Consider the following 12,690-nt stretch of genomic DNA (forward strand, 5'->3'; position numbering starts at 1 on the left):
AACTTTAAGCATCATGTTCGTTTGTATTCTGCTGGAAGCTTTTTTTTCTGGTTCTGAAATTGCGGTTGTTTCTGTTAACCGCGCTCATTTAAAATTTTTAGTGGATAAAGGCTCTAAAAAAGCCAAAGCATTAAATGAGGTTTTATCCAACCCAGAATGGTTATTGGGTACAACATTGCTTGGAACCAATTTTTCAACCATTACACTGAATGTTGTTGCCACATTATTTGTTATTGAACACTTTGGTTCTCAATATGAATTTTTAACCATTCTGATTACAGCCCCTCTGGTATTGTTCTTTGGTGAAGTCTTACCCAAAGCTTTGTTTCAAAACTTTGCTGATAAAATTGCGCTTGAGCTAATTTTTCCATTGCGTTTTTTTTCCTGGTTACTCAGCCCTTTTATTTTTACAACTTCAAAGCTGGTCAACTGGATTAGTAGAATTTTTGGGGTTCATAAAAACAAACATACACCTTTAATTAACCGTGAAGAACTTGAACTATTGTTTCAAGCCTCTGAACAAAGTGAAACCGGTTTGGCCAAAACCATGGAAAAACAAATGATTGACCGGGTCTTTCATTTTTCTGAAAAAATTTGCAAAGACATCATGATACCCTTGGTGGATATGGTTTCTATCAGCGAAAACTCAACCTTATTGCAAGCAAAAAAAGCCTTAACTGAGCATGGTCATAGTCGTATCCCGGTGTATAGAAAACGTATTGATAATATTGTTGGCTGGCTCACACATCATGATTTACTAAATTTAGATAATCAACACAGCTTGATTACCAAAATTATGCGTAAACCCTTTTATATTCCTGATAATATCAGCATTGATAAACTGCTGATTGATATGCAAAAACAAGCGATTAACTTGGCCATGGTTGTTGATGAATACGGTGGGGTCATTGGTATGATCACCATGGAAGATATTCTTGAAGAAATCATTGGTGATATTGAAGATGAGCACGATGAAAGTCAAAATCATGTTTTTGATGTTGGGAGCAACAGTCTTTTGGTTTCCGCCAGAATCAGTATTGAAGAAATCAATCAATTGATTCCTGATCAAATTCCTTTGGGGGAATACGAAACTCTGGGAGGGTATTTGATTCAAAAATTCAGACGTATCCCCAACCAAGGGGCCAGCATTGAAGACTTATCCATGCGCTTTATCATTGAAGAAGCCACAAAAAAATCCATTGAAACCATCAAAATTGTTACCCGTTCTGACCAAGACCAAGAAAAAAATTGATTCTCTTATGAGACTTGGATAAAGCTTTTGAGGTGTCTACACAAGCTTCAAAAAAAAAATCTTACTCTGGTCCAGAACGTAGACAATACCCTCGCCTGACCTTTGACACCATGGTTGATATCGTTATCAGTGATCATGACTATTTTTTTGATTTTGCTTTAAATTTTTCTGTAGGCGGATTTTTTTTTGAAACAGAAAGAACTTTAAACCTTAATCAGGAAGTGGAAGTTCTTTTTCCTTTACCCTTAGAAAACTGGGTTTATAAAGCACGCGCCATTCCCCTGTGGCATTATAAAAACTTAGATGAAGACAATTACAATCTGGAATCGCCTGAAGGTTATGGCTTTAAAATTATTTCTTTTGCTTCAGAAGAAGATCAGCAACACATCAACACTTACTTTAAAAATCCGCCAGACTTGTCTTTGGCCGATGAAATCGTATAATGATTAAGCGGCTTTTCTTACTAACGTCCAAAATACAAACGCCTTAAACACGTTCCCCAAGCTTCTCCAGGAGAACATTTACTTTTGTAGCCTTGACCTTGATCATAGCTTTTGCTTTCTCTGCGTTCTTGACTTTCATTAAATCCACTTACACAGCTTTGTGACGCAGCTGACGAAGCATTGGCAGACGCCGATTGTTGTGCCTGGTTTAGCCAGGATGCATGAACAGATAACGTCATCAACAGCAAAAAAATAAACATCTTTAAAGCTCGAAACAGCACATCTCTATTTTACCTGCTTTTTGCGTACAAATCAAAAGCATAAAACACTAAACACAAACTACTGTACTTCAATTTTGTACATGTCTTCATCTCAAGGTACCCAAAGGTACCAGCTACCTTTGCTTACCTTTTGCCTGAGTTTTATTGGCAAGCTGTTTTAATATTTTAGGAATGTAGTAGCGCAAGGCCCATGATTGCAATAGTTTGGGTATGTTATTGCCCATATTTAGCTTAAATTCTGTGTGAAATGTAGTATGTTTTTTATTGTTATTGGTTGGTAACACCCACGCTTTGCCTGAAAAAACCTCAAGTTTGCCCTCTTGTTGTTGCCATTGAAACATGTGATTGTTTAGATCCTGCGTTACTTTAACCTGTGTCCAGATATCTTGCCATGGCCATGGGCTATCAATAAGAAGATACACCAAGGCTGATGCGTCTTTTTCCCACACAACCTGACTTTTTTTAACCCTTGGTAACAAATATCGCAGGCTAGAATACTGCTTAAGCAGTTGCCATATTTGAGCTTGCTCAAAAGAATAGTCTGTTTTGGTTTTAATATGGTAAGTGCCCTGATGCTTACTCATCGTAAGCTCTGGTTTAACGACAAGTTTTTCCTCTGCGCTTACTTTATTGACCCCATAAACAAAAATAAACATAAACAAAAGCCCAGACAAACACAATTGAATTTGCCTGCCTATGGGTTTTGAGTTAAATCTTTTATTATGTCCAATGCCAACCATATTGTTTCAGCTCAAGGTAAAGAGTATCACATTGATTGCAAAAAAGGCGATTTGGCTGAATATATTATTTTGGTCGGCGATCCTGCAAGAAGTCAAAAAATTGCCCAGCATTTTGACAGCATTGAATTTGAAGCGCAGCATAGAGAGTACCATTCTTATACGGGTAAACTCAATGGCGTCAGAATCAGCGTGATGTCTACCGGCATTGGTCCGGCCAGTATGGAAATAGCTGTCATTGAAGCTTGCCAAATTACGCAAGCACCAACCTTTATCCGCTGTGGCAGCAGCGGTGCTATTTTGGAACACATCAAACCCGGTGATTTAATTATTTCTCAAGCCTCGATGCGCATGGAAGACACCTCTCAATATTTTGTTCCCAATGCTTTTCCTGCTGTGGCCAATTATGAAATATGCAAAGCCTTAGAGCAGCAAGCACAAAAATTAAAGCTGACTTATCATGTTGGCATTACCGCCAGTGCCAGTGGATTTTATGGGGCGCAAGGTCGTTCTGTTAATGGTCTGCCCCAAGCTCAAACCTACAGCACCGAGCAACTCAAACAATGGAAGGTCAGTAATTTTGAAATGGAAACCTCTACCTTATTCACTTTAGCGCATCTTAAAGGTTTAAAAGCTGGCGCAATTTGTGCCGCTTATGCCAACCGCTCCAGCAATACTTTTTTGGATGATGCGTCTCGCACACAAGTAGAAAAAAACTGTATTGAGGTTGCTTTAAACACCATGCTTGATTTGGCCCAACAAGAGAAAGTTCAATAGGTTATCGCTGCATGCTTAATCCTTATCTGGGTGAAATTTTTGCTTTGTCCACAGCCTTAACTTGGGCAAGCTCGGTTATATTATTTAAAAAAGTCAGTGACGATCACGCTGCCATCATCATGAATTTGGGCAAAAACATGGTGGCCTTTGTTGCACTTATCGTCACCTTAATTTTTATGCATAACATGCTTAGCCCTATGCCACGCAGTCATTTTATTTATCTACTGCTTAGTGGGATTGTTGGTATTGGCCTAGCGGACACTTATTTTTTCAAAAGCTTGCAATATGTTGGTGCTGGCTGGATTGCCTTAATCGAATGCTTGTACAGCCCTTTTGTCGTGTTTTTTGCCTGGGCTATTTTATTGGAACAACTGGACGCCATGTTTTTTGTGGGAGGAACATTTATTTTATTAAGTCTGGCCTTACCGGTTTTAAGTAAACAAAGCCTGAGTGTCAGTAAAGAAGCCATGAAGAAAGGAATTTTTTATGGCTGCTTGGCCATGGGCTTGATGGCGATTTCTATAACCCTAATTAAACCCGTTCTTGAAATTTACAGCGTTTTACAAAGTGCCTGTATTCGAATTTTGGGAGGCTTGTTGTTTTTGATTTTTCAAAGCCTGGTTCGATACAAAAAACAAAGTCTTGCTTTAACCAAAAATCTTTTTTCCCAGGGTGGAAAAACTTTTATTCCTGCGGCACTGATGGGATCTTACTTATCTTATATTTTATGGATTGCAGGTTTTAAATACACTCAAGCCAGCAAAGCCGCTTTACTCAACCAAACCAGTACGGTTTTTACCATTGTCTTGGCCTATATTTTTTTAAAAGAACCCATGCACAAAGTTAAACTGCTTTCAATTGCTTTGGCTATTTGTGGGACACTGTTAATCTTAAGTTGAATGCATCGTTTTAATGCCCTCAGTAAATGTAAACAGGATACACAAGCGTTTCATAGGCAAGAACATCAAAGTTGGCATATTCTAAGGGATACGGCAAATCATAGTCCCAGCTTTGGTCAATTTGCACATTCACATGAATGGCATTTCCAATATTGGATCGTATCTCTAAATCATAGTCTCCCAAAAGTGCTGGCTCACATTGAATGACCATGCTGTTTTCATCAAACATGAACCCTGTAAAAAACTCATCGTAATAACAACGAGAAGTATCATTGAATCTTGAAACTCTCTGGTAATTAGGGGTGACCAAATCAAATTCTAAATCGTTGTTGTAGTAGGTTTGCTGCGCATTCCAACTGACCACAAAGCTCAATTGCAAATGACTGTCTGGCAGGTATTCATACTCTTCATAGATTTCATCTTCAATATAAACACCGCATGAACTGGCACTGATTACCAATAATAAAAGAACTATCATGCTTAATAATTTTTTAGGGCTTAGGCTATATATTTTCATCATGCTTTTAAATTAACAAAAAAAAATGAACCCAAAATGAATAATAAATACCGTTTAAAAATTTGTTATTTTTCAGTATATCAGTACAATAAATCTTTATTTATTAATAACTTATATACTTAAAACCTAGAAAGGATTGCACTATCATGAAAAAAACCAGAATTATGCTCAGCATTGTATTGATGTTTTTGATGACCTCATGTTCATCTGATTCAGACGGTAACATCACCGCCATCAATATCTTAGAAACCGGTACCTATAATAACTTGGGGGCTGTAACCATCACAGATTTTGGTAATGATGAAGAAGAGGAACTATTATTTTTAGCATCTAATTCCCCTGAGCCTAATACTGGCGATCCAACAGGCTTTTTCTTTGATTTAACAGCTACTGGTGCCATATCAGACGGCTATAATGATGATATTAATGATGCTTTTGATGATGCCAGCGAATTTACAATTTTAACCGAAGACACCTTTAATGCGGAAACAAATTTTCCCTATAGAGCTGAAAATGATACTGACCAGGCTTATTTAGAAGACGTTGATGGCGATGGAAATGCCGACCAACTGGTCCTTTTAGCAACGACTGACGGTGGTTTAGAAGTGGTTAGAAAAATTTATGTCTTCCCAAGTTATGACTGCCAAGGCGATGCTACAGCATGTGGTGTTGCACGCTATTTGGACTGTGTGACTAACCCTACAATGAGCAGTGCCGATATTGATATCCAAATTGAAAGCGATTTAGGATCTGATGATGATGGCGTTAATGAAGGTACTGCAGATACAACCGACAGTTTAGCGTTTCCATATTATTTTGCTACCAGTGACCCAGGAGAAGATACCAGCGTCGGCTATGTCATTGGTGGACCCTCGGCTCCAGGAGTTCCTGTTTTAGCAGAATATGATCCAGAAGATGATGAAGACTTTTCTTTTAACTGGGGAACAGCAACCATATCTCCATCTCAAAGATCGTGTTTCATGCACTATGTAATTTTAGGAAATACAGAAGAAGATAATGAAGCGGGTGATAATGATGCCTCTGATATTCTTCAACTGGCCCGCAATGTTTATGCCAGCAATCCAAGAGTTGGTATCCTAGCTTCTGAAGATGCCGATATTCGCAACTTTGATCAAGCCAAAGACTTTCAAGTCATTGTTGGCGAGGATGATTCAGTTCCTGGAGATACCCGTGTAACTGTAACAAACACAGATAGCAATGTATCAACAACTGCCCTTTCAACTGCAGATGGAGCATTTACAGCTTATTTACATTGTGACGCAGGAGACAGCATAGAGGTGACCGCCAGCGATTTTTCAAAAAGCTTTGACTGTTAAAAAACCGTCGTCTTAGTTCACTTAGATAAAGAAGCCAGTCCTTGTTAACAAGGCCTGGCTTTTTTATTGAAACAAACACCTTTTCATTCCAAACTATGATTTCCTTTTAGTACACAACTTTATTTATTAATGTTATGATTAATCTTGTGTTCAGCTTCATGCATTATACTAAAATAAATATGAAACATTGCTTCTATAGCTTACTGATTGCATCGACTGTTGTTTTAAATAACAGTCACGGCTTTGCGCAAAGTCGTTTTTATCAGCCCAACACACTGTTGGCTCAAGGCAATTTTTTGGTTAAGCCTAAAAACCAAAGCAGTCGCAAAAACTCCAAGGTCAATAGCTTAGAACAAAAGGCTAAAGCTAGAGCAAGTCAAAGATATAAAGCCAGGGCATTATCTGCGCGTTTGCTGAGCCAAAAGGGGCGCGTGTATGTTTTCAAAGTAAAGCTGCGCAAAAGTGGTCGTATTTTTTCTAAAACCATTGAAATCAGAGATTAGGATGTATGTATGCGTATTGCGATTATTGAAGATGACATCACCATTTTGAACACCTTAAGTGAAGCTTTACGCAAAGAAAAATTTGCTGTTGATGTCTCTAGCGATGGTGAAGAAGGTTTGTATCTTCTCCAGGAATACCCCATAGACCTTGCAATTGTTGATTTGGGTTTACCCAATATGTCTGGTATTGATCTGATCAAACAAGCGCGCAAAGAAGGCTGTAAAACACCGATTTTAATTTTGACGGCTCGGAGCAACTGGCAACAAAAGGTGGAAGGTTTAGAAGCTGGCGCCGATGACTATGTGGTTAAACCCTTTGAATTTGAAGAAATTTTAGCTCGCATCAGAGCACTGTTAAGAAGAACGGGGCAATGGACCGATGAAACCCTGCATTGTCCACCCATCAAACTTAACATGAGCACACATCAAGTTTTTACAGATGATCAAGCGGTTAGCTTGACTACACAAGAATTTAAGCTGCTTAGTTATTTAATGACCTATGCCGGTAAAGTGATTGCTAAAGATAAATTAATTGAACATATCTATGAAGATGATGTCATGCACGAAAGTAATGTTCTAGAAGTCTTTATCCGTAGACTCCGAAAGAAACTGGACCCTGATAATACACTCAAACCCATTAAAACCATTCGCGGTAGCGGTTACCAGTGGGTTCTTCCCCGACAAAATGCATGAAACAAAATTTTTCACTGCGGCGGCGTTTTTTGTATTTATCCAGTGCTCTGCTTTTGGCGCTAATCATAGCTAGTACAGTTGTTCTTGAACGGGTTCATCACCAAACGCAGATAAATGGACAAAAACAAAATGCTACTGCCTTGCTGAATTTATTGATTGCTTCAACAGAACTGGGATCAAAAAATGTATTTCAAGTGGATATAGAAAAATTACCTGAAGCTTTTTTTAATGGTGAGGTGATTGCCCTGATTCAAGAAAGCAATTCGAATCAAATTGTTTGGCAAAGTACTTCAACGCAACTGAACAACTTACCCAAAAGCCCTTTGGGTTTGGGAGAAATATTTTTTAAAAAGTTAAACCCCTTTGTCCAAACCAAGCGTTTTATTGCTAGTTTACCCATGCAGTGGCAAGTGGATGATGAAATATCTTATGATATCACCTTTACTGTTTTGCAAGACGGACAAAGCTTTTTAAATCAGCAGGCTTATTTTCGCTTTAGAGCTATGATTGCTATTTTAATTTTGGGCTGTTTGTTTGTTGTTTTACAATATATTTTTATCAACACCGGCTTTACGCCCATTCAAAAAATTGAAAAAGCCATTCACTCTATTCGTCAAGGAAAGGCCAGTCATATAGATGATACGAGCTCTACACCCCATGAACTTCTTTCCATGATCCAAAGTCTTAACTTACTTTTGGAACATCAAAAAAATGTTAATCTGTCCAGCAAACAAGCGGCAGATGACCTTGCACACAGTCTTAAAACACCTCTTACTGCTTTAAAAAGTCAAATTGAGTTACTGAATACGCTTTCTTCAAAAGAGAAAAAACAGCTTAAAGAACTAATGGATAATGCCAACGGTTTGATTGAAAGAAAACTTTCCTTACTTAAACAGCAGCATCAACCTGCTTTTCTTCATAACGTTGAACTCAAACCCATCATAGAACGCGTTGCCAATGCTTTAAAAAAAACATCCTTCAAGGAAGTTCAATTTAAAATGGATATGGCCACTAGTCTTGAATATCCTATCCATCCAGATGACTTTTATGAATTGATGGGCAGCGTTTTAGAAAATGCCTTTAAGTATGCACAAACACAGATTTCTATCAGCGTAAAACCTGATCAAGCTTCACTTAAGCTCATTATCCACGATGATGGCCAAGGTTTTCCTACTGAAGATCCTATGCGTTTACTGGCCAGAGGCAAACGCTTGGATGAACACTCGTCGGGAACTGGCTTAGGCTTATACATCAGTGAACAAATTGTTCAGCGTTACAAGGGAACCATAAAACTCAGCAATGATTCGGGAGCCAAAGTAAAAATTAACCTACCCTTATGAGTTTTGGAAGACCTATATTCAAAATCTAGGACTGTTCAAACTTCAAGTATAGCGCTAAGGTTTAAGTCTAAAAAAATAATTACTCGCTCTTATTCATTTATGCTATCTTTATATCCATGCGTTATTTATTAAGAATCATTCCTGCTGTTATTTTATTGCAAACTTTATTTTTTAAATTTACTGGCGCTCCTGAGTCTATTTATATTTTTTCAACATTGGGCGTGGAGCCTTGGGGCAGATACTTTGCAGGTGCTTCAGAGCTCGTAGCTGCAATTCTTTTATTAACTCCTGCCACAACGTTTTATGGCAGTCTATTAACGCTAATGATTATGCTTGGGGCCATTGCTTCTCATCTTTTTTTTCTGGGTATTGCTGTTCAAAATGATGGTGGATTACTCTTTATGTTGGCATGTGTTACTTTTTTGTGTGCCAGCCTGAATATTTACTGCTTAAAAAAATGAAACTTCCCTCTAGGTAGACTGTACCTAAAGGGAAGTTTATTATTCAACAGTAGCTGTTATCAGTTACCGATATAGATTCCTGCACCACCTGTACCAAAGTGCAGGTTCCAATATACATCTGTACCATCGTCATAACATCCATCATCAATGAAGTGTACATGCGCAGGCCTTATCACTCTGCGATATATGGGTCTGTAATGCACATGCCTACGATACACTCTACGTCTTACTGGTCTATACACCGGCCTGACATGACGACGACTTCTTCTATGTTGTATATGCTTAACGCTACGCACTGGTTTTTTTATCTGTCGTCTATGCACTCTTCGCTTAGACGAAGCTTTATAACTGTTACTCTGAATTCTTGCTCTTTTTTTGTGTCTTGAATCGGCTGCTTCCACTTGATCTATGGGTAGAAATGCCAGACTGCTCAAGACAAACATCATGGTTAATAATTTTAATTTCATCGTACATTGCTCCTTTCCAGTGAGTATTAAATCTCACTGTGTGCCTTTAATTTAACAATTAAAGCTGAATGCAATATGAACGCAATGACTATATCTTTTCAAGCGCTTGCTTAAAGTCTTCTTTTAAATCCTCTATGTCTTCAACCCCCACAGACAACCTTAAAAGCCCTTGCACAATACCAAGAGAATGACGTTCTTTCTCACTCATAGCTGAATGCGAGCTGGCTGCTGGCCGAGTGATTAAAGACTCTACACCACCCAAACTAGGAGCATGCTGCGGAATCGTTAAAAATTTCATCAATTGTTGGGCTGAGGATTTTCCCCCTTCAACCACAAAAGATACCATACCTGAATATCCTTTAAACCGTTCTATTGCCCATGCATTATTTAAACCTGGATAATAAACAGCTTCTATATTTGCTTGTTTTTGTAAAAACTGTGCCAATTGTAATGCATTGTTATTGTGCACTTGCATTCTTAAACCCAAAGTTTTTAAACCCCGTTGTAAAAGAAAACAAGCATGGCTATCCAAGGTAGCTCCAGATATATCCAAGTAACGTTTACACTGTTTGATTCGCTCTTGATTTGCACATATAACGCCAGCCACCAAATCACTGTGGCCATTTAAATATTTAGTGGCACTGTGGATAATAATATCAAAGCCCAAGCTACTCGGTTTAAAGTTATAGGGCGTTGCAAAAGTATTATCAATCACGCTAAACAAGCCGTACTGACGACAAAACTCAATAACTTTATCCAAATGACCAACATGCATTAAAGGATTGGTGATGCTTTCACAGTAAAATAGACGTGTGTTTTCTTTTATACTATTTTTCCACTGTGTTGCATCATTGATATCAACAAAGCTCACTTCAATACCCAACTGGCTGGCTTTATGAACAAGAAAGTGGTGGGTTCCTCCGTACAAACCCTTTTGAGCAATGATATGATCTCCATGTTGACAATGACTGATAATCGCTGTAGTCACTGCCGCCATTCCAGAAGCACATAATAAAGCAGTTTCTGTCTGTTCTAAACGAGCTAACTTCTTACCCAAACTCTCATGATTGGGTGAGTTATTCAGCCGTAAATATTTAATGTCATTGTAGGCCAAGCCTTCTTGCTCTAAATAGGTTGCACTTTGAAAGATAGGTTGTACCACCGCCCCTTCAAACTTACTCTCTTCACCTGCATGGATGCTTGTTGTATTAAACCCCTTATGCTTCATACTCTATTCCTTTTTTTGTAAGCATGCTGTTATTCATAAAAAATCGGTCAAACTCCAAGTTTTTTAAGGCTTTGCGCGCATGATCAAACATTTGCGGATTATGCTTTGCCATATCTCTGATTACTTTCTTCATGCTAAAGCGCTTTAAATCGCTTTGTGCATCATCAAATTCTGGATGAATGGGGCAGACAGGACAGGCACAGCCCACCGTTTTAAATTGTTTTTCTAATGAAAACACTGCAATATCTTGTTCAGTTAAATACAGCATGGGTCGAATGATCTCTGCCTCATGTCCGGCATTGGATTTTAATACCGGCGGCATGGCCGCCATGCGACCAGCATAAAACATATTAAGAAATAAGGTCTCTATGGCATCATTGAGATGATGACCCAAAGCAATTTTGTTGGCACCTAGTTTTTTAGCCACTGTGTATAAAATCCCCCGGCGCATTTTTGCGCACATGCTGCAAAAAGTGCTGCCCTTTGCTTTTTTTTCTGAAACAATTTCAAACACCGCTTGACGCTCAAGATGAAAGTCAACATCTAAGGCATCGCATTGTTTTTGTAACTCGGTTGCATCCAAACCAATCAATCCACCATCCACCGTCACAGCTGAAATTGTAAATGTGTAGGGCGCTTTTTTTTGTATGGCTTTGAGCAGATGCAACAAGGCCCAAGAGTCCTTTCCCCCTGAAAGGCCCACCAAGACATGATCATCTTGTTTTAGCATGGCATGCTCACTGATGCATTGAACGGTTTGCTTGCGCAGTTTATTTTCTAACATACTGCTTATGGTTTCTTGAGTCATCCAACACCCTTAATATATTATTGTGTCCGACACAAGACGTGTTTTATACTTTGTGTGGCTTTATCTTTTTTACTTTTTTAAACAAAACAACACTATTCCTTTATTTTTATACAAAAAAAAGTAAGAGGGACACATGCCTGGTTTGAGTGAATATTTTCCATTGTTTCTAGCTGCCTTTGTTCCATTGTTTGTTGCCATGGATGTGATTGGGGTATTGCCTATTTATATTTCTCTGATTGACGGCCTGGAAAAAAAGCAGCAGCGAATTATTTTGATTGAAGCCATCATTACCATTGCTGTTTTGGGCACTATTTTTATCTTTTTGGGTAAAGGGATCTTTAATTTTTTAGGTATCTCAGTGGCAGACTTTAAAGTGGCTGGAGGTCTTATTCTGCTTATTTTATCCATCTCTGACCTTTTGTTTGCAGAAAAATCCCGTCAGCAACCGGCAGAACAGTCTTTAGGTGTTGTACCCTTAGGCATGCCTCTGATTGTTGGTCCCGCTACTTTAACAGCCCTGATTGTGCAAGTGGATGCGGTGGGAACCCCTATCACTATAGCTGCTTTCGCCGTTAACTTGTTGATTACTTTTTTAGTTTTCTTATCCTCACAACCCATCATGAAGGTTTTGGGTAAAGCCGGTACGCAGGCGTTTTCAAAAATTGCCAACCTTATGCTAGCGGCCATTGCAGTCATGATTATCCGCAGCGGTGTCAGTGACATGATTCAAAACCTTGGACAAATGTCTGGGCACTAAGTTAGAATAACTGCTCACATCTGTATGACTTAAAATTGCATTTATTTGTTCACCCGTTCACATTGCATTCAGTTATTTTATTTAATCTATGTCTATATGACTCCTTGCTTACGATATATTCTTTTAATCATTCTAACTCTAAGCATAGCTCAATACAGTAAAGCGGTCCCTTTGATTGGCTCATATGATG

Annotated in this window: 16 protein-coding genes; 10 read left to right on the forward strand and 6 right to left on the reverse strand. The window is 38.5% G+C overall.

Annotated elements, in window-relative coordinates:
* Positions 1 to 13: 13 nt before the first annotated feature.
* Together MRY82_09805 and MRY82_09810 are read left to right on the forward strand one after the other, a co-directional pair.
* Positions 14 to 1,252 (forward strand): hemolysin family protein, encoded by a 1,239-nt coding sequence (locus tag MRY82_09805; GenBank protein MCI5073213.1) that lies wholly within the window; start codon positions 14 to 16, stop codon positions 1,250 to 1,252.
* A gap of 14 nt (positions 1,253 to 1,266) precedes the next feature.
* Positions 1,267 to 1,695 carry a PilZ domain-containing protein gene (locus tag MRY82_09810; protein MCI5073214.1) on the forward strand — a complete coding sequence of 143 codons (429 nt, stop codon included), beginning with the start codon at positions 1,267 to 1,269 and terminating at the stop codon, positions 1,693 to 1,695.
* Positions 1,696 to 1,715: 20 nt separating this feature from the next.
* On the opposite strand, the gene MRY82_09815 is transcribed toward MRY82_09810, so the two are convergent.
* Both MRY82_09815 and MRY82_09820 read right to left on the reverse strand, forming a co-directional pair.
* Positions 1,716 to 1,955 (reverse strand): hypothetical protein, encoded by a 240-nt coding sequence (locus MRY82_09815; protein ID MCI5073215.1) that lies wholly within the window; start codon positions 1,953 to 1,955, stop codon positions 1,716 to 1,718.
* A gap of 134 nt (positions 1,956 to 2,089) precedes the next feature.
* Positions 2,090 to 2,632 carry a hypothetical protein gene (locus MRY82_09820; GenBank protein ID MCI5073216.1) on the reverse strand — a complete coding sequence of 181 codons (543 nt, stop codon included), beginning with the start codon at positions 2,630 to 2,632 and terminating at the stop codon, positions 2,090 to 2,092.
* A 66-nt stretch (positions 2,633 to 2,698) separates the two neighbouring features.
* Here MRY82_09820 and MRY82_09825 point away from each other — a divergent pair, with 66 nt between their 5' ends.
* Positions 2,699 to 3,490: a nucleoside phosphorylase gene (locus MRY82_09825; GenBank protein MCI5073217.1), complete on the forward strand. Its 792-nt coding sequence runs from the start codon at positions 2,699 to 2,701 to the stop codon at positions 3,488 to 3,490.
* 11 nt (positions 3,491 to 3,501) lie between these two features.
* Positions 3,502 to 4,389, forward strand: coding sequence for a DMT family transporter (locus MRY82_09830; GenBank protein ID MCI5073218.1), 888 nt, complete (start codon positions 3,502 to 3,504; stop codon positions 4,387 to 4,389).
* Between the two features lie 19 nt (positions 4,390 to 4,408).
* Here MRY82_09830 and MRY82_09835 read toward each other — a convergent pair whose 3' ends face one another.
* The gene (locus MRY82_09835) at positions 4,409 to 4,909 is read right to left on the reverse strand and encodes a hypothetical protein (protein ID MCI5073219.1); all 501 of its coding nucleotides are present in this window, start codon (positions 4,907 to 4,909) and stop codon (positions 4,409 to 4,411) included.
* A gap of 143 nt (positions 4,910 to 5,052) precedes the next feature.
* Here MRY82_09835 and MRY82_09840 point away from each other — a divergent pair, with 143 nt between their 5' ends.
* The 5 genes from MRY82_09840 to MRY82_09860 all read left to right on the forward strand — a co-directional run bounded on the left by MRY82_09840 (position 5,053) and on the right by MRY82_09860 (position 9,240).
* Positions 5,053 to 6,243: a hypothetical protein gene (locus MRY82_09840; GenBank protein MCI5073220.1), complete on the forward strand. Its 1,191-nt coding sequence runs from the start codon at positions 5,053 to 5,055 to the stop codon at positions 6,241 to 6,243.
* 179 nt (positions 6,244 to 6,422) lie between these two features.
* On the forward strand, positions 6,423 to 6,746 hold the full coding sequence (locus tag MRY82_09845) for a hypothetical protein (protein ID MCI5073221.1): 324 nt from the start codon (positions 6,423 to 6,425) through the stop codon (positions 6,744 to 6,746).
* 9 nt (positions 6,747 to 6,755) lie between these two features.
* A complete protein-coding gene (locus MRY82_09850) occupies positions 6,756 to 7,439 on the forward strand; it encodes a response regulator transcription factor (protein ID MCI5073222.1) in 684 nt (227 codons plus the stop codon).
* Positions 7,436 to 8,779 (forward strand): HAMP domain-containing histidine kinase, encoded by a 1,344-nt coding sequence (locus MRY82_09855; protein ID MCI5073223.1) that lies wholly within the window; start codon positions 7,436 to 7,438, stop codon positions 8,777 to 8,779. The genes MRY82_09850 and MRY82_09855 overlap by 4 nt, the downstream gene beginning before the upstream one ends.
* A gap of 116 nt (positions 8,780 to 8,895) precedes the next feature.
* Positions 8,896 to 9,240, forward strand: a complete 345-nt coding sequence (locus tag MRY82_09860; protein MCI5073224.1) for a DoxX family protein — start codon at positions 8,896 to 8,898, stop codon at positions 9,238 to 9,240.
* A gap of 59 nt (positions 9,241 to 9,299) precedes the next feature.
* Here MRY82_09860 and MRY82_09865 read toward each other — a convergent pair whose 3' ends face one another.
* From MRY82_09865 to MRY82_09875, 3 genes are all read right to left on the reverse strand, one after another.
* Positions 9,300 to 9,707 (reverse strand): hypothetical protein, encoded by a 408-nt coding sequence (locus MRY82_09865; protein MCI5073225.1) that lies wholly within the window; start codon positions 9,705 to 9,707, stop codon positions 9,300 to 9,302.
* 88 nt (positions 9,708 to 9,795) lie between these two features.
* Positions 9,796 to 10,935: a PLP-dependent aspartate aminotransferase family protein gene (locus MRY82_09870; GenBank protein MCI5073226.1), complete on the reverse strand. Its 1,140-nt coding sequence runs from the start codon at positions 10,933 to 10,935 to the stop codon at positions 9,796 to 9,798.
* Entirely contained in the window at positions 10,925 to 11,719 is a 795-nt protein-coding gene (locus tag MRY82_09875) for a tRNA 2-thiocytidine(32) synthetase TtcA (protein MCI5073227.1), read from the reverse strand. Before MRY82_09875 ends, MRY82_09870 begins: the two co-directional genes overlap by 11 nt.
* Before the next feature lie 157 nt (positions 11,720 to 11,876).
* Here MRY82_09875 and MRY82_09880 point away from each other — a divergent pair, with 157 nt between their 5' ends.
* A complete protein-coding gene (locus MRY82_09880; GenBank protein MCI5073228.1) occupies positions 11,877 to 12,500 on the forward strand; it encodes a MarC family protein in 624 nt (207 codons plus the stop codon).
* The last annotated feature ends 190 nt before the right edge of the window (positions 12,501 to 12,690 follow it).

The sequence above is a fragment of the bacterium genome, from assembly GCA_022763185.1.
Lineage (GTDB): Bacteria > Bdellovibrionota_G > JALEGL01 > JALEGL01 > JALEGL01 > JALEGL01.